Raw genomic sequence first — 22,517 nt, 5'->3', positions numbered from 1 at the left:
GGGTGTTGCGTTCGATTATGGTCAGCCGTACGGGGTGGGTTCAGGCGGCGGTCGCCGCGAGGCGGGCGATGCGGTCGGCGTCGCAGGTACGGGGGCAGGTGACGCAGGTGTCCTCGGGGCGGATGGTGTAGAAGAAGCAGCATCCGGCCCGGTCCCGGGTGGGCAGTGCCTCACCGTCGGGCCCGGTGAGCGTACGGAACCCCGCGCCCCCGGTGTACGGGGCCGTCGAGCCGGGCAGCAGCGCCTCCAGCTCGGCCATCGCCCGCTGCTCCTCGCCGAGCAGGCTGCCGAGGTACCAGAGGCTCTCCACGACCTCGTCGGTCACCATGCCCCACAGGGCGCGGCGGCCGCGCCGCATGCGCGGGCCGAAACCTTCCAGCAGCGGGCCGAGGTGCTGGGCCACCGCGGCCCGCACCTCCTCGCGCAGCGCCTCCTCGTCGGGCACGACACGGGCCCCCGGGAGTGCGGCCGCCGGATCGTCCGGCAGGCAGGCGAATTCCCCGACGCGCACGCTCATCCGGCCGAGCGTGCGATGGAAGGCCACCTCGGTGACCGGGAACCGGGGGACCCGCCGGTGCAGGAACCACGGGAGCGTGATGAGCAGGCAGGCCGGCCACGCGTACCGGTGCAGCCCGAAGCCCGCGACCACATCGGGACGGGCCTGGGTGCCGTAGTCCCGCAACACCTGGGCGTTGTCCCAGGCGAGGAAGGCGTCCAGGGCGGGTCCGCCGGCCGCGAGCTCGTCCGCGCCGACCCATCCCGCACCGCGAGGGAGGGGTTCGTCCGCGGTTCGCTCGATCACCCGAAGCCCGCTGTACGCCTCGGCCAGCCGGTCGAACGCATCCGTCACCGCAGAGCCGAGCGGGGCGGTTGTGACAGCCGGGAAGGTCGTGACGGTCATGAGGGGCCACCGAATCACAGAATCACACGATCGTTAACAGGTTAGCCTTACCTTACCTGACTCCGGTCGCTCCGCACCCCCTCCCCGTGCACGCCGTCACTTATTCTCAGGAGACGTCGAAACCCGCAGGAGGACCGCGTGCACGAAACGGCCCACCCCCGGGTACCGGCACAAAGGCAGAAGGTGTTGCGCCATTCGGTGCGCGGTCAGGTGCTCGACGCGCTGCGCGCGGCCCTGGTCGACGGCGAGCTGGTGCCCGGCGAGATCTACTCCGGCCCGGCCCTGGGGGAGCGCTTCGGGGTCTCCGCCACCCCCGTGCGCGAGGCGATGCAGCAGCTGGCGGTGGAGGGGGCGGTGGAATGCCTCCCGAACCGGGGGTTCCGGGTGCTCTCCCGCACCCCGCGGGAGCTCGCCGAGCTGGCCGAGGTCCGGGCGCTGCTCGAAGTCCCCGTGATGCTCCGGCTGGCCCGTACCGTGCCCGCGGACACCTGGGAGGCGCTGCGCCCGGCCGCGGCCGCCACGGCGGAGGCGGCGGCCGCCGGTGACCTGCCGGGGTACGCGGAGGCCGACCGGGACTTCCACCGGGCGGTGCTGCGGCTGGCCGGCAACGACCAGCTGGTGCAGGTGGCGGAGGAGCTCCACCGCCGCGCCCAGTGGCCCCTGCCGGGTGCTCCGCGGGTGCGGCGGGCGGATCTCGTCGCCGATGCGGCGGAGCACTCGGCGCTGCTGGAAGCGCTGATCGCGCGGGACCTGCCGGTGGTGGAATCGCTGGTGCGGGAGCACTTCGCGGGCTCGCCCGCCTGACCGGGGCCCCGCCCCGGGCCCCGCGCCTCAAGCGCCGGCGGGGCTGAAAGGTCGGGACCCCGCCCCGAGCCCCGCGCCTCAAACGCCGGCGAGGCTGAAAGATCGGGGCCCCGCCCCTGGCCCCGCGCCTCGAGCGCCGGCGGGGCTGGATTGGGGCGGGGCTCCGCCTCAGACGCTCGCGGGGGTGGATTCGGCTGGGTGGAGCTGGTCCGCCAGCCAGGTGGGGATGCCGCCCAGCAGGTGGAACAGCCGGCGGGCCTCCGCGCGGAGCCGGGTGGCCTCCGGTTCCGGTTCGGCCTCGGCCAGCGCGGCCAGCGCCGGCGCCGTGCCGATCAGAAAGCCCAGGTCCTCCCGGATGCGCAGGGATTCCGCGAAGCCCTTGCGGGCCTCGGCCACCTCCCCGTCCCGCAGGGCGAGCGCGGCCAGGTGCCGCCAGGTGAAGGACAGCAGCAGGGTGTCCCCGTGCGCCTCGGCCCCCGCGTGGGCCCGGTGGTAGGCCGGCCGGGCCGACTGCGGGGCGTCCGCCAGGTGCTCCGCGACGAGCCCGCGCCGGAAGTCCAGCAGCGGGCGGGTCCGGGACTCCGGGGACAGCAGGGCCGCCGCCCGGCCCAGCGCGGAGCGGGCCTCGTCGGCCCGGTCGCGTACCCCGAGCACGGTCGCGGCGTACGCCAGCTGACCCCGTTCGCACGCGGCCGCGCCGCGGTCGTCGTCGTCCTGGGCGATGGCCTCCGCGATCCGCAGCGCGTCCTCGGCCTCGGCCCAGCCCTGACCGGTGAACAGGCACCGCTCCACCAGCAGCGCGGTCCGCTGCACGGCCGCCGCGGCACTGGCGGCCCTGCCGGCGTGCGGCGTCAGCAGCGCAGCAGCATCGGTCCAACAGCCGCGCGAGCGCAGCCGCCATATCGCCCGCTGAAGGGGGTCGTCCCCTCCGGTTGTTCCGGCACCCGACATGGCGGTGTCCGCCACATTGCCCTCCCCAAAGCAACCAAGCAGCGCGTCATTGAGCCCTGGGGCGAAATGAGAGCACGGATCGGCGGCATCGGCCAAGGGGTTGGGTGAACTCTTTCACAAAGTCCGGACGGATCATCAGCCGCCCCGTGGCCGAACCCTTGCGGCCGCGGGGCGGATCTCCTCAGCTCATCCGCAGTGCGAGGAAGAAGTCGAGCTTGTCCTCCAGCCGGGACAGGTCGCGCGCCGTCAACTGCTCGATTCGCCCGACCCGGTAGCGCAGCGTGTTGACGTGCAGGTGCAGGCGCGTCGCGCAGCGGGTCCAGGAACCGTCGCAGTCCAGGAAGGCCTCCAGCGTCGGGATGAGCTCCGCGCGGTGGCGCCGGTCGTAGTCCCGCAGCGGGTCCAGCAGCCGGGCGGTGAAGGCGCGGCGGACGTCGTCCGGGACGAACGGCAGCAGCAGCACGTGCGAGGCCAGCTCGTGGTGGCCCGCCGCGCACACCCGGCCGGGGCGTGCCGCGGCCACCCGGCGGGCGTGCCGGGCCTCCTCCAGCGCCCCGCGCAGGCCCTCCGCGGAGTGCACGGCCGCGCTGACGCCCAGCGTGAGCCGGCCGTCGTCGGCCAGGCCGGCCGCCAGGGGGTCCCGTACGGCCGCGAGCAGCTCGTCGGCGTGCAGGGCCGAGTCCGGGCCCTTGTCCTCCCCGGCGTCCCCGGACAGCGAGGGCAGCGGCACCAGCGCGATGGCCTCGTCACCCGCGTGGGCCACGGCGATCCGGTCCGAGGGCTCGGGCCCCGAGACCGACGGGTCGACGAGGATCTCCTCCAGCAGCGACTGCGCCACCGGGCCGCCGGGGATCTCCCCGCCCTCCCAGTCCACCCGGGCCACGACGACCTGCCAGTGCGGGGCCGCGCCCAGCCCCGGCAGCAGCACCGGCGCCGCCACCCGCAGGCGGGCGGCGATCTCGGCGGGCGGAGCACCCGTCTGGACCAGCTCCAGGACCTCCTGTGCGAGGCGGCGGCGGACCGTGCGGGCCGCGTCGCGCCGGTCGCGCTCCACGGCGATCAGCTGGGTGACGCCCTGGAGCAGGTCCAGGCGCTCGGCGGGCCAGTCGCCGGCGTCCGCCTCGACGGCCAGCAGCCAGTCCGAGAGCACCGTCTCGCGCACGTCCCGGGCGGCCGGACCGGCCGCGCCACGGCCGTGTCCCCTGATCGGGAAGAGCGAGTAGGTAATACCCTGGATGGAGATCCGATGCGGCCCCCTGCGGCCCGTCCGGACCGCCGCAAGGTGCTCGCTCGCCAGTGCTGCGCACACGCCCGGCGCCAGCGGCTCGCCCGCCCCGGCGATCTGCCGGCCGGTGGGGGACAGCACCCAGGCCCGGAGATCGAGGTCGGTGGTGAGCAGATCGAGCACCACGTCGGGGCCGCCGCCGGCCGGACCCGAGGTCATCAGCCGGCGGTGCCGGTCCACGACGGCCGCCAGGTCCCCGGCGCGCTCGCCGGAGACCTGCCGTACGACGTACTCCGTGATGGTGGCGAATGCAACGTCCTCGTTCACGGCGAACAGCGGCAGCCGGTTGCGCACGCAGGCCGAAACGAGATCGTCGGGGATCGCGCCCAGCTCCGCCTCGCCCGCCGCCAGCCCGGCGACGCCCGCACTCGCCAGGATTCGTACGAATGGCTCGGAGTCGGCTGAATTTCGTCTCCAGGCCAGGCCGGTAAGGACCAGCTCGCCCCCCGACAGGTACCGGCTGGGATCGCGCAGGTCGGTCGTCATGACCCCGCGGACCGTCCGGTCGAGTTCACCCTCGCCGCCGAGCAGCCGCAGCCCCAGCGCCTCGGTTTCCAGCAGTGCGCGCAGCCGCATGATGTCGCCGCCGATCTGTCTCGAATGTTGCCGTTGGAAATCGGGCAGGTCGTCGCATCCCGCCTTTCATACGAATCTACAAGACGAGGGAGGCCGTCAGCCAACTCCTTCATGGTTTCGGTGACTGCACCCGGGGGACGGGCGGCTTGTGTACTGGGTCCACACCGCGTTAACAGCACGTGAACGACCAGTCGAGGGCTCTTGGGCCTCCTGGCTTGAAGTAAACGACACGATGAAGAAGAAGAGAGCCGCTCATGGACTTCCTTCGCCCCGCCAGCTGGGAGGAGGCACTCGCCGCTAAGGCCGAGTACCCCTCAGCTGTGCCGATTGCGGGTGGCACCGACGTGATGGTCGAGATCAACTTCGACCACCGTCGGCCGGAGTACCTCCTGGACCTGAACCGCATCGGTCTGCTGCGGGAGTGGGAGGTCGGCGAGGACGTGGTTCGTCTGGGCGCCTCCGTCCCGTACACGCAGATCATGGAGAACCTCCGTACGGAGCTTCCGGGTCTCGCGCTCGCCTCGCACACGGTCGCGTCCCCGCAGATCCGCAACCGCGGCGGCGTCGGCGGCAACCTCGGTTGCGCCTCGCCGGCCGGCGACTCCCACCCCGCGCTGCTCGCGGCGGGCGCCGAGGTCGAGGTGGAGTCCGTACGCGGCTCGCGCCTCATCCCGATCGACGAGTTCTACACCGGCGTCAAGCGCAACGCGCTCGCCGCCGACGAGCTCATCAAGACCGTGCACGTGAAGAAGGCGGACGGTCCGCAGCAGTACTCCAAGGTCGGCTCCCGCAACGCGATGGTCATCGCGGTGTGCGCGTTCGGTCTGGCGCTGCACCCCGAGACCCGGACGGTCCGCACCGGCATCGGTTCGGCCGCGCCGACCCCGATCCGTGCGAAGGCCGCCGAGGAGTTCCTGAACGCCGCTCTCGAAGAGGGCGGCTTCTGGGAGTCCGGCAAGGTCATCACCCCGTCGATCGCCAAGCAGTTCGGTGACCTCGCCTCCGGCGCGGCCAACCCGATCGACGACGTCCGCGGCACGGCGAAGTACCGCCGTCACGCGGTCGGCATCATGGCTCGCCGCCAGCTCGTCTGGACCTGGGAGCAGTACCGCGGAACCGGCAACGGCCGCTCGCTTGAAGGGGCTGCGTAATCATGCGCGTCAATTTCACTGTCAACGGCCGTCAGCAGGAAGCCGACGACGTGTGGGAGGGCGAGTCCCTCCTCTACGTCCTGCGCGAGCGCCTGGGCCTGCCGGGTTCCAAGAACGCCTGTGAGCAGGGCGAGTGCGGTTCCTGCACCGTCCGCCTCGACGGCGTGCCGGTCTGCTCCTGTCTGGTGGCCGCCGGCCAGGTCGAGGGTCGCGACGTCGTGACCGTCGAGGGTCTGGCGGAGTTCTCCAAGCAGCGCGAGGAGCACGGCCACGGCGGTGCCTGCGGCACCGGCGGCGGCTGCGGCAGCAAGGGCGTGTCCCTGGACGCGGCCAAGCAGTGGCAGGCCAAGCCGGGCGACTCGCAGACCGGTGAGGGCGTGGAGCTCTCCAACATCCAGCAGGCGTTCATCGACGCCGGCGCCGTGCAGTGCGGTTTCTGCACCCCGGGTCTGCTCATCCAGGCGGACGCCCTGCTGGAGGAGAACTCCTCCCCGTCCGACCAGGACATCCGTGAGGCCCTGTCCGGCAACCTCTGCCGCTGCACGGGCTACGAGAAGATCCTCGACGCGGTCCGCCTCGCGGCCGCCCGTCAGTCAGAGGCGGTCTGACCATGGCTCAGAACACCCGCACCGTGCCCGCCGGTACGCCGACGAACGTCACCCAGAAGCACAACAAGGGCGGCATCGGCGAGTCCATCCTCCGTCCGGACGGCACCCTCAAGGTCACCGGCGAGTTCGCGTACTCCTCGGACATGTGGCACGAGGACATGCTGTGGGGCCAGACGCTGCGCAGCACCGTCGCCCACGCCGAGATCGTCTCCATCGACATCTCCGAGGCGCTCGCCATGCCCGGCGTGTACTCGGTGCTGACGTACGACGACCTGCCGGCCGAGATGAAGAACTACGGCCTGGAGATCCAGGACACCCCGGTCCTCGCCAACGGCCGGGTACGGCACCACGGTGAGCCGGTCGCCCTCGTGGCCGCCGACCACCCGGAGACCGCCCGCCGCGCGGCGGCCAAGATCAAGATCGACTACCGCGAGCTGCCGCTCGTCACCGACGAGGCCTCCGCCCTCGCCCCCGACGCGCCGCTGATCCACGAGGGCCGCGACGACCACCACATCGGTCACGTCCCGCACCCGAACATCGTGCACCGCCAGCCGATCATCCGCGGCAACGTGGAGGAGGCCCGCAAGCGCGCCGACGTCATCGTCGAGGGCGAGTACACCTTCGGCATGCAGGACCAGGCCTTCCTCGGCCCGGAGTCCGGCCTGGCCGTACCGTCCGAGGACGGCGGTGTCGAGCTGTACGTCGCCACCCAGTGGCTGCACTCGGACCTCCAGCAGATCGCCCCGGTCCTGGGCCTGCCCCCGGAGAAGGTCCGTATGACGCTCTCGGGCGTCGGCGGTGCCTTCGGCGGCCGCGAGGACATCTCGATGCAGATCCACGCCTGCCTCCTGGCCCTGGCCACGAACAAGCCGGTCAAGATCGTCTACAACCGGTTCGAGTCCTTCTTCGGCCACGTGCACCGCCACCCGGCGAAGCTCTACTACGAGCACGGCGCCACCAAGGACGGCAAGCTCACGCACATGAAGTGCAAGATCGTCCTGGACGGTGGCGCGTACGCGTCCGCCTCCCCGGCGGTCGTGGGCAACGCCTCCTCCCTCTCGGTGGGTCCCTACGTCCTGGAGGACGTGGACATCGAGGCGATCGCGCTCTACACGAACAACCCGCCCTGTGGCGCGATGCGCGGCTTCGGCGCCGTCCAGGCCTGCTTCGCCTACGAGGCCCAGATGGACAAGCTCGCGGCGAAGCTGGGCATGGACCCGGTCGAGTTCCGCCAGCTGAACGCCATGGAGATGGGCACGGTCATGCCGACCGGCCAGGTCGTGGACGCCCCGGCGCCCGTCGCCGAGCTGCTGCGCCGCGTCAAGGCCCGCCCGATGCCTCCGGAGCGCCAGTGGGAGAGCGCCGGCGAGAACGCGGACGTCCGCGCGCTGCCCGGCGGTCTGTCGAACACCACCCACGGCGAGGGCGTCGTCCGCGGCGTCGGCTACGCGGTCGGCATCAAGAACGTCGGCTTCTCGGAGGGCTTCGACGACTACTCGACCGCCCGCGTGCGGCTCGAGGTCATCAACGGCGAGCCCGTCGCGATGGTCCACACGGCCATGGCGGAGGTCGGCCAGGGCGGTATCACCGTCCACACGCAGATCGCCCGTACCGAGCTGGGTGTCACGCAGGTGACCATCCACCCGGCCGACACGCAGGTCGGCTCCGCCGGTTCCACGTCCGCCTCCCGGCAGACGTACATGACCGGTGGTGCCGTGAAGAACACCTGTGAGGCGGTCCGCGAGGCCCTCCTGGAGATCGGCCGCCGCAAGAACGGCTCGTACCACCCCGCGTGGGCGACGGCCGAGCTGCTGCTCGAAGGCGGCAAGGTCGTCACCGACGGCGGCGAGGTCCTCGCGGACATCGCCGACATCCTGGAGGACGAGGCCATCGACCTCGAGCTCGAGTTCCGTCACGCGCCCACCGAGGCCTTCGACCTGCGGACCGGCCAGGGCAACGGCCACGTCCAGTACACCTTCGCCGCGCACCGCGCGGTCGTCGAGGTGGACACCGAGCTCGGCCTGGTCAAGGTCGTCGAGCTGGCGACCGCGCAGGACGTCGGCAAGGCCCTCAACATGCTTTCCGTGGTCGGCCAGATCCAGGGTGGTACCACCCAGGGTCTCGGCGTCGCGATCATGGAGGAGATCATCGTGGACCCGAAGACCGCGAAGGTGCGCAACCCCTCCTTCACGGACTACCTGATCCCGACCATCCTCGACACCCCGACCATTCCGGTCGACGTCCTGGAGCTCGCCGACCCGAAGGCCCCCTACGGCCTGCGCGGTATGGGCGAGGCCCCGACCCTCTCGTCCACCCCGGCCGTCATCGCGGCGATCCGGCAGGCGACGGGTCTGGAGATCAACAAGACGCCGATCCGTCCGGAAGCCCTCACCGGGACCCTCTAGGACGGCGTGGTCCGGGGGCCGAGAGGCCCCCGGACCTCCTCAGACTCTCCGGGCGGTGCGCATGGGAACGTCACACTTCACGTCGCACCGTCCGGAGGACCAACGAAGCACCGCACCGCTCGCGGTCCCTTCACCCGGCAGTACCCCTGCAAGAACCCCCGTAGTACCAGCGGTCACCCCCGCACTACCCGCAGTACACGCAGTGCACATTCGCGTCGCCTCGGGCCGTCACCCCGGGTCGTGCAGCCAAACGCAGCATCCCAAATCCCGCATCTCCAATCTCCAAGCGGGTGCCCCTTTGAACCTTGGGAGTTAGGCACCATGACCCAATCGTCAGTAGAGCCCAAGACCGCAGCGGAAGAGGCCGGCGACGGCTCTCAGCCACCCGCCGGCAGGTCCTGGCTCGACCGGTACTTTCACATAACGCACAGAGGCTCCAACATCGGCAATGAGGTTCGTGGCGGTATCACGACCTTCATGGCGATGGCGTACATCCTTCTGCTCAACCCCCTGCTCCTCTCGGGCAAGGACGTCGCCGGTACGTCGATGGCCGCCTCGGCGATCATCACCGCCACCGCGTTCGCCGCGGCCGTCACCACGCTTCTCATGGGCTTCGTCGGCAAGGTGCCGCTCGCCCTTGCCGCCGGCCTCTCCGTCTCCGGCGTGCTGGCCTCGCAGGTGGCCCCCCAGATGACCTGGCCGCAGGCCATGGGCATGTGTGTGGTCTACGGCGTCGTGATCTGTCTCCTGGTCGTCACCGGCCTCCGCGAGATGATCATGAACGCGATCCCTCTCGCGCTCAAGCACGCGATCACCATGGGCATCGGCCTCTTCGTCGCCCTGATCGGCTTCGTCAAGGCCGGTTTCGTGGGCAGGGGTCCGGAGTTCGGTCCCCCCGTCCAGCTCGGTGCGGTCGGTGAGCTGTCCGGCTGGCCCGTCATGCTCTTCTGCATCACCCTGATCGCCATCTTCATGCTCCAGGCCCGCAAGGTGCCCGGCGCCATCCTGATCGGCATCGTCGGCGGCACCGTCCTGGCCGCGATCCTCAACGCCATCGTCGACATCGACCCGAAGGCCTGGAAGAGCGGCCCGCCGGAGCTCAGCGGCTCCGCGATCTCGAAGCCGGACTTCTCGCTCTTCGGCGACGTCTCCTTCGGCGGCTGGGGCGACGTCGGCTACATGACGGTCGGCATGATCGTCTTCACCCTGGTGCTCGCCGGCTTCTTCGACGCCATGGCCACCATCATCGGTGTCGGCACCGAGGCCAAGCTGGCCGACGACAAGGGCCGCATGCCGGGCCTGTCCAAGGCGCTCTTCATCGACGGCGCCGGTGGTGCCATCGGTGGCATCTCGGGCGGCTCCGGTCAGACCGTCTTCGTCGAGTCCGCGACCGGCGTCGGCGAGGGTGCCCGCACGGGTCTCGCCTCCGTCGTCACCGGCCTGTTCTTCGCCGCCTGCCTCTTCTTCACCCCGATCACGCAGATCGTCCCGGGTGAGGTCGCCTCCGCGGCGCTGGTCGTCATCGGCGCGATGATGATGCAGAACGCCCGCCACGTGGACTGGTCCGACAGTGCGACCTCGATCCCGGTCTTCCTGACCGTCGTGATCATGCCGTACACGTACTCGATCACGGCCGGCGTCGCCGCCGGTGTCATCTCGTACGTGGCCATCAAGATCGCTCAGGGCAAGGCCCGGGAGATCGGCGGCTTCATGTGGGCGCTGACCGGGATCTTCCTGGTGTTCTTCGCCCTGAACCCGATCGAGCACTGGCTCGGGGTCGGCTGACCCGCACCGATCAGGTCGGTCCACCGATGAGACCGGCCTGATCGACCTGCTCGACCTGGTCGATCTGCTCGACCTGCTCCGCCCGGTCGACTGCTCCCGTGGTCGACCTGCTCCGCCCGATCGACCGGGTCGACCCGATCCGGTCGACCCGGTCGTCGTGAACCGAACGCTCCCCGTATCCGATACTGGAACCGAACCTCACCGAGGAGGCCCCCATGCTGGACATCGCCGAAGAGCTGAACCGGTGGGTCGAGCAGGGACGTGACTTCGCCGTCGCCACCGTCGTGGCGGTCGGCGGGAGCGCGCCCCGGCAGCCCGGTGCCGCCCTCGCCGTCGACAGCGAGGGCACGGCCATCGGCTCGGTCTCCGGCGGATGCGTGGAGGGCGCGGTCTACGAGCTGTGCCTCCAGGCGCTGGAGGACGGCGAAACCGTCCAGGAGCGCTTCGGGTACAGCGACGACGATGCCTTCGCCGTGGGCCTGACCTGCGGCGGAATCATCGACATCCTGGTCACCCCGGTCCGCGTGGGCTCACCCGCCCGGGAGGTGTTCGCGGCCGGCCTGGCCGCCGCGGCCCGCGGCGAGGCCGCGGCGGTGGCCCGGATAGCGCAGGGCCCGGCCGAGCTCATGGGCCGCGCCGTGTTCGTCCGTACCGAAGGCGCCCACCAGGGCGGATTCGGCGGACACCCCGAGCTGGACCGCACCGTGGCCGAGGAGGCCCGCGCCATGCTCGACGCCGGCCGGACCGGCGTACTGGAGATCGGCGCCGACGGCCGGCTCTGCGGTGAGCCGCTCCAGGTACTGGTCGAGTCCAGCGTCCCGCCCCCGCGGATGATCGTCTTCGGTGCCATCGACTTCGCCTCCGCCCTCGTGCGGATCGGCAAGTTCCTCGGCTACCGCGTGACGGTGTGCGACGCCCGGCCCGTCTTCGCGACGAAGACCCGCTTCCCCGAGGCGGACGAGATCGTCGTCGACTGGCCCCACCGCTACCTGGAGACCACCGACGTGGACGGCCGGACCGTCCTGTGCGTGCTCACCCACGACGCCAAGTTCGACGTCCCGCTCCTCGAACTGGCGCTCAAGCTGCCCGTCGCCTACGTCGGCGCCATGGGCTCGCGCCGCACCCACGAGGACCGCAACAAGCGGCTGCGCGAGGTCGGCGTGACCGAGCTCGAACTGGCCCGGCTGCGCTCCCCGATCGGCCTGGACCTCGGCGCCCGCTCCCCGGAGGAGACCGCGCTGTCCATCGCCGCCGAGATCGTCGCGAACCGCCGCGGCGGCAGCGGCGCGGCCCTGACCGGCGCGCACATCCCGATCCACCCGGACATCACGAAGACGGTGATCGACCGGATCGGATCCGTGGCTTGACTGCCTGACCGGCCGCCCGGTCACCGAAGGTGAGGAAAGGGCGCAACCCGTGGGGGTTGCGCCCTTTTGGCGTCCCCCCTATCTTACCGGCCGGTAAGAGTAGGCACCCTCTCCATCCCTTCCCCCGTAGCGGAGTTGAGCGGATGTTACGAACCGTGCGCACCCGGCGAACCGCGCGTACCCCGCGCACCCTGCGACCCGCGCGCACCCCGCGCACTCTGCGGACCCTGGGCCTGCTGGCCGCGGCCGCCCTCCTCACCGCCTTGACGCCGCTCCCGGCGGCGGTCGGAGCGGGCCCTGCTCCGGGCTCCGGTCCCGGAAGCGGCCCCGGCGGCGGGCTGCGCGAGGTGCTCTTCGTGGGGAACAACTGGGAGGGGACCGCCGACGTGCTCGCCTCCACCGGCGACCTCGCCAAGGTCGGCCGGATCGACGTGGTCCCCGACAAGGCGGAACGGCTGCGCGAGATCTACCTCAACCCCGTGAAGCTCGCCTTCTTCCTCGGCATCCGGGAGAGCGCCGGCGAGGGGCACGACCAGTTCGTCGACGACATGTACACCACCCCCGACGGCTCCGTCGTCGTCGTCTCCCGCCCCAGCTTCGCCGACGTCGTGTCCATCGACGTGACCTCCGGCCGGATCAACTGGCGCTTTCCGGTGTCCGGTTTCCGGTCCGACCACATGGCCGTCTCCCCGGACGGGACCCGCGTCGCCGTGTCGGCCTCCACCTCCAACACCGTGCACGTCCTGGACATCACCACCGGCCGCCAGGTCGGCTCCTTCGGCACCGGCGACAAGCCGCACGAGAACACCTTCACCCGCGACGGCCGCTTTCTGTGGAACAGCTCCATCGGCGAGGTCAACACGGCCCTGGACGCGCCCTGGCTGGACTGGACGAAGGGCGACCGCAAGATCACCGTGGTCGACGCGCAGACCTTCCGCACGGTCCGGGTGATCGACATGCGCGAGCGGCTGGACGCCTTCGGCCGCCGCGACCTGTCCGACGCCGTCCGCCCGGTGTCCTTCAGCCCCGACGAGTCGAAGCTCTACTTCCAGGTGTCCTTCTTCGGCGGCTTCCTGGAGTACGACGTGCCCTCCGACCGGATCACCCGCCTGAAGAACCTCCCGGCGAACCCCGCCACCAGCCCCGACCGGACCACCTGGGTCAACGACTCCCGCCACCACGGCATGTCCATGAGCCCCGACGGGTCGAAGCTCTGCATCGCGGGCACCATGGACGACTACGCGACCGTCGTGGACCGGGCCACCCTCGCCGAAGGCCCGCTCGTGCCCGCCGCCAAGCCGTACTGGGCCACGATCGACGGCGACGGCAGCAGCTGCGTGATCTCCGAGAGCGGCGCCGACCAGGTCACGGCCATCGACTTCGCCACCGGCGCCAAGCGGGTCTCCGTCCCCGTCGGCGACCATCCCCAGCGCATCCGGCTCGGCCACGTCCCGGCCGGCTGGACCGGTCCCGGCACCCGCTAGGGAGCGGGCGTCCTGGTCCCGTTGCGGGACCACGGCGCGACCGGGCCGGCCCGGTGGCTCAGCCCACCGTCACGGTCGGCTCGTGCCGGACGGGGAAGTTGACCGAGTTGGCGATGAAGCAGGCCCGGTGGGCCTCCTTGTGCAGGTCGATCGCCGCGGCCACCATCGACTCCTCGCCGACGGTGATCCGGGGGTGCACCACGACCTCCGTGAAGTGCCCGCTGTCCCCGGCCGTGGCCATCGTCCCGGTCGCCTCGTCGACGTACGAGGTGACCACCACGCCGTTGACCGTGCAGAAGTGCAGGTAGGAGAGCATGTGGCACTGGGACAGCGCGGCGAGCAGCAGTTGCTCGGGGTTCCAGCGGGAGGCATCGCCGCGGAACGCCGGGTCCGAGCTGCCGAGGATCGCCGGCAGCTCTCCGGCGGCCACCTCGTGCGCCCGGGAGTAGGCGCGGTAGTGGCTGGTGCCGGTGCCGAGGTTTCCGGTCCAGGTGACGCGGGTGGCGTAGGAGTGCAGTCGGGCCATGGCGGCTACTCCGTCTCTCGGGTGCGGGGCCGGGCGACACGCGTGCCCGGGGTGTGGCGGCGACGTCGGGCGGTGCCGGGCGCCGACCTGGATGGTACGGCCGACGCGACGGCCGCGTCGGCCGCTCGTCCGCCGGGCGCCCGGCGGGCGCCCGGCGGACGCACCGCGGCCGGGTCAGGGCCGCCACTCCTCCCGGAGCATCCCGAACAGCACCTCGTCGTACCGCTCGCCCGCCAGCAGCACGGCCGCCCGCCGCCGGCCCTCCTCCCGGAAGCCGAGCCGGGTGAACGCCCGGACCGCCCGCTCGTTCCCGCTCCAGGTGTCGAGCTGGAGCCGGGTGAGGGGGAAGCTGCCGAAGAGGTGGTCGACCAGCAGCCGCAACGCTTCGGAGCCGTGCCCCCGGCCCCAGAACTCCCGCTCGCCGATGGTGATCCCGAGCGTGGCCGTTCCGGCCCAGGGATCCAGGTCGCGGTAGTCGACCATGCCGATCACCCGGCGGTCCGCCACGGTCTCCACCGTGAACACCGCCGACTCCCGGGGCGGGAGCATCAGCATCCGCTCGAAGAACATCGTCAGCGCCTCCCGGGTGACCGGGCCGAAGCACGGGTCCCCGGCGGTCGCCCAACGGACCACCTCGGGGTCGTTGCGCCAGCGCAGGTGGTGCTCCGCGTCCTGCGCGCGCAGTGCGCGCAGCGCGACGCGCTCTCCCTCGATCAAGCCCTGATCCTCTCCCCGTCCCTGTGGCATCCGAGGGCACACCGTACCCACAGGTGATCATGGTGGCGACGGGTTTTCGGAGCCGCCGAGGTACCCCGCCTCGGCGGCCGGCCACCGGAGCAGCCGAAAGCCGCAACCTCGACCTTTATGGGGTGACCAGTCCTCCATGACCGATTAGTCTCGCGATCATGGTGGACATCCGCGAGGTACCCGAGTCCGACATCGACCGTGCTCTGGAGCTCGCCTACCTGGTCTTCCACGACCGGCCCGAGAAGGAGGTCCGGGAGAAACACCACGCGCTGCTCGCGAGTTGCGACCGGATCGGCGCCTACGACGGCGCCGCCCTGGTCGGTTTCATGGCCGCGCACGACTTCCGGCTCTCGGTGCCGGGGGCGGACCTGCCCTGCCCCGGGCTCACCTTCGTCTGCGTCGCCCCCACCCACCGCCGGCGCGGCGTACTCACCGGGCTGATGGAGCGGATGCTGCGCCGGACGGCCGCCGCGGCCGGTCCGATCGCCGCCCTCTGGGCCTCCGAAGCCGCCATCTACGGTCGCTTCGGCTACGGCAGCGCCACCACCGGCGCCACCATCGAGATCGACTCCAGCCGCCCGCTGGCCCTGCGCATCGCACCGGACCGGCGGCCGCTGCGGCTCCTCGACCCCGAGGAGGCCCTCGCCGTGATCGGCCCCTTCCACGAGGCCGCCCGCGCCGGGCGGGCCGGCCGGCCCACCCGCAGCGCGCAGCGCTGGCGCGAGGAGTGGCTGGCCGAACAGGACGAGGAGGACGAGGAGCTGAGCCCGCCGCGGATCATCGTCCTCGGGGACCCCGGCGAGCCGATCGCCGGATACGTGCTCTACCGCACCAAGGCGGAGGACGACGCCGCGGCCGTCCGCGTGCCGGGCCGGGTCCGGGTCGACGAACTGGAGGCCGACAGCCCGGCGGTGGCCGCCGCGCTGTGGGAGTGCGTGGCCTCCCTCGACCTCACCGGCAAGGTCTCGGCGTGGGGCCGCCCGGTCGACGACCCGCTGCTGCACTTCGCCGCGGACCGGGACCAGGTGCGGGTCACCGCCCAGTTCCCGGCGCTCTGGGTGCGCCTGGTCGACGTACGCGCCGCCCTGACGGCGCGGTCCTGGGCCGCGCCGGTGGAGGTGGTGCTGGAGGTGCAGGACGTACGGCTGCCCGCCAACGCCGGGCGGTTCCGGCTCAAGGCGGGGCCGCACGGGGCGACGTACGAGCACGACCACCCGGACTCCGGAGCCGCCGCCGACCTGGCCCTGGACGTCCGCGAACTGGCCGCGTGCTACCTCGGCGGGACCCGGGTCGAGGAGCTCGTCGCGGCCGGTCTGGTACGGGAGCACACGCCCGGTGCGGCGGCGGCGCTGGACGCGGCCCTGCGTACGCCGGTAATGCCGCACACGAGCGACGAGTTCTGACCCGTACGGCGGGGGCGGGGGCGGGGCCCCCGCCGCAGGGCATCGGGATCAGGCGGGCAGGGAGATCCGGGCGGCCGACATGCCGAAGCCGTTGCCCAGGATCCCGGTGGCCAGCAGGTCCGGCTGCGGATGCAGGTCCTGCGGGCGGTAACGGCGGATCTTCTGGTGCCAGTTGAGGATGCCGGCGTGCCAGTCCTGCAACTCGCCCACGTACGCGTCCAGCGCCTCCCGGGCCCCGGCGTCGAGCTTCCAGTCGTCGTAGAGCACCGGCAGCTGCGTGGCCACGATGTGCTCGAACTCCTCGGTCCGCCGGGTCATCAGCTCATGGCAGATGTGCAGGGCCTGCGGGTAGTCGATGTCGAAGAAGTTCTGTGTGACCAGGATGTAGTTGTGGACCTCGCCCTCGACCTCCACCTCCTTCTGGTAGGAGTAGATGTCATTGATCAGGCAGGCGGCGTCCGCGACCGCGTTCTCCAGTGAACGGATGGTCCCGGAGGCGTAGATCTCCTCGGGGATGCTCCGGCCCCGGTGCCCCAGGCGGCACAGGTACATCGTGAGATGGCTGCCGAAGGTGTGGCGGCGCATCTCCGCGTAGTCCACCGGGTCCGGGATGCGGTTCTGGATCTGGTTGTCCACCTCCCACAGCCAGCTCTCCAGCATGCTCACCAGGGTCGCCCGGAATTCGGTGCGCTGCTCGACGGACATGCCGGCGCTGGTGCGCACCCACAGGTCGCCGAGCGAGCGCTCCATCGCGGTCACCGGCTCGGGCTGTTCGGCGTGGTCGACCGTGATCATGGAGAGCAGGCGGGCGGTGGTCGCCTTGGCCGCCGGAAGGTTCCTGCACCGGGCGAAGACCACCGGGTAGTAGTCGTCGCCGTACGTGCCCCAGGTCAGCCAGGAGGCGTTGAGCACCAGCTGCTCCGGTGTGGCGTCGGGGTCGATCCCGGCCGAGCAGACGGCGAAGTCGAAGCCGCGCAACCGCTCCTCGGTCCAGATGGCCGAGCCGGGGTCGCCGGGCTGCGGGTCCAGCAGTCCCATCCGCCGGGCCCAGGCCACGGATTCCTCGCGCGCGTGCGCCAGGTGCGGGCTGAGGCTGAGCCGGTGCGGCATGTAGATCTCGGGGATGACGGAGGGGCCGGTGCTCTCGAAGGGCACGTGGGTGAAGGAGCGGTGGCGCAGCTCCATCGAGCGCTTCGTGAACACGGACCGCAGGTCGAGCGCGGTGGTGCCGAGCCCCGACGGCAGGAAGGGCAGGGTGGCGGGGGCGGTGGGCCGGGCCTCCTTGTTCATGTAGCGGCTGGAGACCATGTGCCACTCGTGGCCGCCGGACTGCCAGTCCTGCAGGCCCTTGGTGTAGGCGAGCACGGCCGCGATCTCCGCCGGGTCCAGCGCGTGGTCGGCGAAGAGCTGGGGGAGCTCGACGAGCGCGGTCTGCTCGAACTGCTGGAGGCGGGAGGTGAGCAGGTCGTTGGAGGCCTCGGCTGCCTCCTGGGTGGTGCAGCCGAGGAAGGTCTCCAACACCAGGATGGCGTTGGAGAGTTCGCCCTCGTCGGCGACCTCGCGCTGGTAGGAGAAGATGTCGTTCCTGATGTGCACGGCGTCGGAGAAGGAGTCGCGCAGCACGCCGAGTGCGCGCGAGTGCGCGACGCGCGCGGGCACCTCGGCGGACACGTACTCGATCAGGCCGGCCGACCAGGGGGCGCCGCCCACCTTGCGGCGCATCTCGATGTATTCGAGCGGGTTCGCGACGCGCCCGATGTTGATGTTGGCGAGCTCCCACATGGACTCGTTGAGGAGGTTCTTCGTCGACAAGGAGAACCGTTCCCGCCAGTCGGCGGACATCGCGGGCACGGTGCGCGCCCACAGGTCCGCGAGTCCCGCCTCCACCGGGTTGGTGGCCTCGGGGAACCCGCCGGACAGGTCCATCGGCATGAACGCGGCGAGCCGGTCGAGGTACTCCTTGGCGCCGTTGCGGTCCTGCGAGCGCTTGTACATCTCCAGGAAGTGGTCGTCGAAGAAGAACACCCACACGTACCAGTCGGTGACCAGCGCCAGCGCGTCGCGGTCGCAGTCGGGGTGGGTGTACGAGCAGAGCAGTGCGTAGTCGTGCGAGTCGAGGTCGCTCTCCTCCCAGACGCCGGAACCCTCCAGCATCCCGAAGTCGCGGGCCCACTGCTTGGTGTGGGTCCGTGCGTCCTCCAGGTGGGGGTTCAGTCGTGCCGGATAGGGCACATAGAAATCCGGCAGTTGAAACGGCTGCGTCACGGCGGGCTCGGCCTTTCGTCCATGGGTACGGGAGCCCGGTCGCCCCGGTCCCCCCGCACGAGATCAGCAGTGCCCTACCCCTGGTGCGCGTGGGACAAGGGTGAGTTCACTTCATCAGGTGACGAACCACCCGTTCCCCGACATGGGGCCCTGCCGCGGGCTAGGGGGGTGTGTCTTGGGGTAGCCCCCGCACGGCGGATCGGCAACGGACCCGGGGTGTCGGAGCGTGGGGTGATTGTCGGATTGGGTTAGGTTTGCCCCGATATTCGTTTCGGGATTCCGAGAGGGACGTTCATGGCGATCGATCTGGACAAGGTGCTCGACAAGGCGTGGGCCGACAAGCCGCTCGCCGAGGTGCTTGCGGCTCCTGTTGCCGCGCTCAAGGGTGTCAGTGACGAGGACGGCAAGCTGCTGCACGAGGCGTTCGGGGTCAAGACCGTCGCCGACTTCGGGCAGCTGAAGTACGTCCGCTGGGCCCAGGCGCTCGTCGCGCTGAACCAGACCGTCAAGGCGTAGCACGTAGTGCCGGGTCCGCGTGTTCGGGGTTCGTGGGCCTGAATGAAAAAGGCCGTCCCCCTCACCCTTCGGCAGGGTGAGGGGGACGGCCTGTGTGGTGCGGAGGGCTACTCCGACTCGCCCTCCAGGTTGCCTTCCGTGTCCAGGTAGACCTGGCGGAGGGATTCGAGGATCTGCGGGTCCGGCTTCTCCCACATGCCGCGGGACTCGGCCTCCAGCAGGCGCTCCGCGATGCCGTGCAGGGCCCACGGGTTGGCCTCCTCCAGGAAGGCGCGGTTCGTCGGGTCCAGGACGTACGTCTCGGTGAGCTTGTCGTACATCCAGTCCGCGACCACGCCCGTCGTGGCGTCGTAGCCGAAGAGGTAGTCCACCGTCGCCGCGAGCTCGAAGGCGCCCTTGTAGCCGTGGCGGCGCATCGCCTCGATCCACTTGGGGTTCACGACGCGGGCGCGGAAGACGCGGCTGGTCTCCTCGACCAGGGTGCGGGTCTTGACCGTTTCCGGGCGGGTGGAGTCGCCGATGTAGGCCTCCGGAGCGGTGCCGCGCAGGGCGCGGACCGTGGCCACCATGCCGCCGTGGTACTGGAAGTAGTCGTCCGAGTCCGCGATGTCGTGCTCGCGCGTGTCCGTGTTCTTCGCCGCGACCGTGATGCGCTTGTAGGCCGTCTCCATCTCGTCCCGGGCGGGGCGCCCTTCGAGGCCGCGGCCGTACGCGTAGCCGCCCCACACCGTGTAGACCTCCGCGAGGTCGGCGTCCGTACGCCAGTCGCGGGAGTCGATCAGCTGGAGGATGCCGGCCCCGTACGTGCCCGGGCGCGAGCCGAAGATACGGGTCGTCGCGCGGCGTTCGTCGCCGTGCTCGGCCAGGTCCGCCTGGGCGTGGGCCCGGATGTAGTTGTCCGAGGCGGGCTCGTCGAGGGACGCGGCCAGGCGTACCGCGTCGTCCAGCAGGCCGATGACGTGCGGGAACGCGTCGCGGAAGAAGCCCGAGATGCGGAGGGTGACATCGATGCGGGGACGGCCGAGCTCCGCGAGCGGGATCGGCTCCAGGCCGGTGACGCGCCGCGAGGCCTCGTCCCAGACCGGGCGGATGCCGAGGAGGGAGAGGGCTTCCGCCACGTCGTCGCCCGAGGTGCGCATCGCGCTCGTGCCCCACAGGGACAGGCCGACCGAGGCCGGCCACTCGCCGTTGTCCGTGCGGTAGCGGGTGAGGAGGGACTCGGCCAGGGCCTGGCCCGTCTCCCACGCGAGGCGGGAGGGGACGGCCTTGGGGTCGACCGAGTAGAAGTTGCGGCCCGTCGGGAGGACGTTGACCAGGCCGCGCAGCGGAGAGCCGGACGGGCCCGCCGGGATGAAGCGGCCGTCCAGTGCGGCGACCACGTGGGCGATCTCGTCCGTGGTGCCGGCCAGCCGCGGGACCACCTCGCGGGCCGCGAAGGACAGCACCGCCGCGACGTCCGCCGAGTGGCCCGACGCCACCGAGGACACGGCATCGAGGGACCAGTTCGCGTCCTCCATCGCCTGGACCAGGGCGCGGGCCTGGGCCTCGACCTCGTCCGCCGAGGTGCGGGTTGCCTTGGACTCGTCCAGGCCGAGCGCCTCGCGCAGGCCCGGGAGGGCCGTCGTACCGCCCCAGATCTGACGGGCGCGCAGGATCGCCAGGACCAGGTTGACCCGGGCCTCACCGGTCGGCGCGCCGCCCAGGACGTGCAGGCCGTCGCGGATCTGGGCGTCCTTGACCTCGCACAGCCAGCCGTCGACGTGCAGCAGGAAGTCGTCGAAGCCGTCGTCGTCCGGACGCTCCTCCAGACCGAGGTCGTGGTCGAGCTTCGCCGCCTGGATCAGGGTCCAGATCTGGGCGCGGATGGCCGGCAGCTTCGCCGGGTCCATGGCGGAGATCTGGGCGTACTCGTCCAGGTGCTGCTCCAGGCGCGCGATGTCGCCGTACGACTCCGCGCGCGCCATCGGCGGCACCAGGTGGTCGACCAGGGTGGCGTGCACGCGGCGCTTGGCCTGGGTGCCCTCGCCCGGGTCGTTGACCAGGAACGGGTAGATGAGGGGCAGGTCGCCGAGGGCCGCGTCGGGCGCGCAGGCGGCGGACAGGCCGGCGTTCTTGCCGGGGAGCCATTCGAGGTTGCCGTGCTTGCCCAGGTGGATCATCGCGTCGGCGCCGAAGCCGCCGTCCTCCGCGCGCGCCTGGATCCAGCGGTACGCGGCCAGGTAGTGGTGCGACGGCGGCAGGTCCGGGTCGTGGTAGATCGCGATCGGGTTCTCGCCGAAACCGCGCGGCGGCTGGATGAGGATGAGGAGGTTCCCGCGGCGCAGGGCGGCGAGGACGATGTCGCCCTCCGGGTTCGCCGAGCGGTCCACGAACATGTTGCCCGGGGCCTCGCCCCAGTGCTCGGTGACGCTGTCGCGCAGCTCGGCCGGGAGTTCGGCGAACCACCGCTTGTAGTCGGCGGCCGGGATCCGGACCGGGTTGCGGGCCAGCTGCTCCTCGGTCAGCCAGTCCTGGTCGTGGCCGCCGGCCTCGATCAGGGCGCGGATCAGCTCGTCGCCGTCGCCCGAGACCAGACCCGGGATGTCCTCGGTCGGCCCGAAGTCGTAGCCGCCGGCGATGAGGGTGCGCAGCAGCTCCACGGCGCTGGCCGGGGTGTCCAGGCCGACCGCATTGCCGATGCGCGAGTGCTTCGTCGGATACGCGGAGAGGACCAGCGCGACCTTCTTGTCGCGGCGGTCGATGTGCCGCAGGCGGGCGTGGCGTACGGCGATCCCCGCGACCCGGGCGGCCCGCTCGGGGTCGGCCACGTAGGCGGGCAGGCCGTCCTCGTCGATCTCCTTGAAGGAGAACGGGACGGTGATCAGGCGGCCGTCGAACTCGGGCACCGCGACCTGCGTGGCGGCGTCCAGCGGGGACAGGCCCTCGTCGTTCTCCTCCCAGGCGGCGCGCGAGCCGGTCAGGCACAGGGCCTGCAGGATCGGCACACCGAGGCCGGCGAGCGCGCCCGCGTCCCAGGACTCGTCGTCGCCGCCCGCCGAGGCGGTGGCGGGCTTGGTGCCGCCGGCCGCGAGGACGGTGGTGACGACCGCGTCGGCCGACTCCAGGGCCGCGATCAGCTCCGGCTCGGGGGTGCGCAGGGAGGACACGTACAGGGGCAGCGCCTGGGCGTCGTGGGCCTCGATCGCGTCGCACAGGGCGTGCACGAAGGAGGTGTTGCCGCTCATCTGGTGGGCGCGGTAGTAGAGCACCGCGATCCGCGGCCCCGCGGTGGTCCCGGGCGTACGCTCCAGCGGGCCCCAGGTGGGGGAGGCGGCCGGAGGCTCGAAGCCGTGGCCGGTCAGCAGGACGGTGTCGGAGAGGAACCGGGCCAGCTGCTCCAGGTTGGCCGGGCCGCCGTGGGCGAGGTAGCCGTGGGCCTCGGCCGCGATGCCGATGGGGACCGTGGAGGCCTCCATGAGCTGCGCGTCCGGGGCCTGTTCGCCGGTCAGGACCACGACCGGACGGGTCTGGCCGGGGGCGAGGAGCAGGTCGAGGCCGTCCTGCCAGGCGCGGAGGCCGCCGAGGAGGCGTACGACGACCAGGTCGGCCCCGTCGAGGAGGCCGGGCAGGTCGTCGAGGGGGAGACGGGAGGGGTTCGCGAACCGGTACGGGACGGGGCCGTCCGCCGTGTTCGCTGCGCGGGCGCTGAGCAGATCGGTGTCGGACGTCGACAGCAGCAGGATCATGCGGCGGCAGGCCTTCCT

General features: G+C 71.5%; 17 protein-coding genes. 9 read left to right on the top strand and 8 right to left on the bottom strand.

The window, feature by feature from the left end; translation table 11 throughout:
* Positions 1-40: 40 nt before the first annotated feature.
* Positions 41-901, bottom strand: a complete 861-nt coding sequence (locus B6R96_RS08165) for a (2Fe-2S)-binding protein (RefSeq protein WP_053705013.1) — start codon at positions 899-901, stop codon at positions 41-43.
* A gap of 138 nt (positions 902-1,039) precedes the next feature.
* Here B6R96_RS08165 and B6R96_RS08160 point away from each other — a divergent pair, with 138 nt between their 5' ends.
* Entirely contained in the window at positions 1,040-1,705 is a 666-nt protein-coding gene (locus B6R96_RS08160; protein ID WP_051779908.1) for a GntR family transcriptional regulator, read from the top strand.
* Between the two features lie 168 nt (positions 1,706-1,873).
* Here the strand turns inward: B6R96_RS08160 and B6R96_RS08155 are convergent, their stop codons facing one another.
* Both B6R96_RS08155 and B6R96_RS08150 read right to left on the bottom strand, forming a co-directional pair.
* Positions 1,874-2,671, bottom strand: coding sequence for a hypothetical protein (locus B6R96_RS08155; protein ID WP_081522112.1), 798 nt, complete (start codon positions 2,669-2,671; stop codon positions 1,874-1,876).
* Between the two features lie 166 nt (positions 2,672-2,837).
* Complete coding sequence (locus B6R96_RS08150; protein ID WP_030390559.1) at positions 2,838-4,517, bottom strand: PucR family transcriptional regulator; 1,680 nt, start codon at positions 4,515-4,517, stop codon at positions 2,838-2,840.
* A 254-nt stretch (positions 4,518-4,771) separates the two neighbouring features.
* Between B6R96_RS08150 and B6R96_RS08145 the strand changes: the two genes are divergently transcribed.
* The 4 genes from B6R96_RS08145 (at position 4,772) to B6R96_RS08130 (ending at position 10,466) form a co-directional block, all read left to right on the top strand.
* On the top strand, positions 4,772-5,668 hold the full coding sequence (locus tag B6R96_RS08145; protein WP_030390558.1) for an FAD binding domain-containing protein: 897 nt from the start codon (positions 4,772-4,774) through the stop codon (positions 5,666-5,668).
* Between the two features lie 2 nt (positions 5,669-5,670).
* Entirely contained in the window at positions 5,671-6,276 is a 606-nt protein-coding gene (locus tag B6R96_RS08140; protein WP_053177572.1) for a (2Fe-2S)-binding protein, read from the top strand.
* A 2-nt stretch (positions 6,277-6,278) separates the two neighbouring features.
* Complete coding sequence (gene pucD, locus B6R96_RS08135; protein WP_030390556.1) at positions 6,279-8,681, top strand: xanthine dehydrogenase subunit D; 2,403 nt, start codon at positions 6,279-6,281, stop codon at positions 8,679-8,681.
* Between the two features lie 321 nt (positions 8,682-9,002).
* Positions 9,003-10,466: an NCS2 family permease gene (locus tag B6R96_RS08130; protein ID WP_030390555.1), complete on the top strand. Its 1,464-nt coding sequence runs from the start codon at positions 9,003-9,005 to the stop codon at positions 10,464-10,466.
* 10 nt (positions 10,467-10,476) lie between these two features.
* On the opposite strand, the gene B6R96_RS08125 is transcribed toward B6R96_RS08130, so the two are convergent.
* Positions 10,477-10,692, bottom strand: coding sequence for a hypothetical protein (locus tag B6R96_RS08125; RefSeq protein WP_159396304.1), 216 nt, complete (start codon positions 10,690-10,692; stop codon positions 10,477-10,479).
* Here B6R96_RS08125 and B6R96_RS08120 point away from each other — a divergent pair.
* Complete coding sequence (locus tag B6R96_RS08120; RefSeq protein WP_053177586.1) at positions 10,682-11,833, top strand: XdhC family protein; 1,152 nt, start codon at positions 10,682-10,684, stop codon at positions 11,831-11,833. The genes B6R96_RS08125 and B6R96_RS08120 overlap by 11 nt on opposite strands.
* A 191-nt stretch (positions 11,834-12,024) precedes the next feature.
* Positions 12,025-13,317 (top strand): YncE family protein, encoded by a 1,293-nt coding sequence (locus B6R96_RS08115; protein ID WP_081525025.1) that lies wholly within the window; start codon positions 12,025-12,027, stop codon positions 13,315-13,317.
* A 58-nt stretch (positions 13,318-13,375) separates the two neighbouring features.
* On the opposite strand, the gene B6R96_RS08110 is transcribed toward B6R96_RS08115, so the two are convergent.
* Together B6R96_RS08110 and B6R96_RS08105 are read right to left on the bottom strand one after the other, a co-directional pair.
* Positions 13,376-13,843 carry an OsmC family protein gene (locus B6R96_RS08110; RefSeq protein WP_030390552.1) on the bottom strand — a complete coding sequence of 156 codons (468 nt, stop codon included), beginning with the start codon at positions 13,841-13,843 and terminating at the stop codon, positions 13,376-13,378.
* 174 nt (positions 13,844-14,017) lie between these two features.
* Positions 14,018-14,560, bottom strand: coding sequence for a GNAT family N-acetyltransferase (locus B6R96_RS08105; RefSeq protein ID WP_030390551.1), 543 nt, complete (start codon positions 14,558-14,560; stop codon positions 14,018-14,020).
* Between the two features lie 188 nt (positions 14,561-14,748).
* Here B6R96_RS08105 and B6R96_RS08100 point away from each other — a divergent pair, with 188 nt between their 5' ends.
* Positions 14,749-15,993, top strand: a complete 1,245-nt coding sequence (locus B6R96_RS08100) for a GNAT family N-acetyltransferase (RefSeq protein ID WP_081522110.1) — start codon at positions 14,749-14,751, stop codon at positions 15,991-15,993.
* A gap of 48 nt (positions 15,994-16,041) precedes the next feature.
* Here B6R96_RS08100 and B6R96_RS08095 read toward each other — a convergent pair whose 3' ends face one another.
* Positions 16,042-18,258, bottom strand: coding sequence for a terpene synthase family protein (locus tag B6R96_RS08095; protein WP_081522109.1), 2,217 nt, complete (start codon positions 18,256-18,258; stop codon positions 16,042-16,044).
* 294 nt (positions 18,259-18,552) lie between these two features.
* Between B6R96_RS08095 and B6R96_RS08090 the strand changes: the two genes are divergently transcribed.
* The gene (locus tag B6R96_RS08090) at positions 18,553-18,774 is read left to right on the top strand and encodes a hypothetical protein (protein ID WP_030390548.1); all 222 of its coding nucleotides are present in this window, start codon (positions 18,553-18,555) and stop codon (positions 18,772-18,774) included.
* Between the two features lie 107 nt (positions 18,775-18,881).
* Here B6R96_RS08090 and cobN read toward each other — a convergent pair whose 3' ends face one another.
* Positions 18,882-22,499 (bottom strand): cobaltochelatase subunit CobN, encoded by a 3,618-nt coding sequence (gene cobN, locus B6R96_RS08085; RefSeq protein WP_081522108.1) that lies wholly within the window; start codon positions 22,497-22,499, stop codon positions 18,882-18,884.
* Positions 22,500-22,517: the final 18 nt, after the last annotated feature.

It is taken from the genome of Streptomyces sp. Sge12 (genome assembly GCF_002080455.1).
GTDB lineage: Bacteria > Actinomycetota > Actinomycetes > Streptomycetales > Streptomycetaceae > Streptomyces.
The sequence above is the reverse complement of the archived record's forward strand: the minus strand, read 5'-3'. Positions and strand labels throughout refer to the sequence as shown.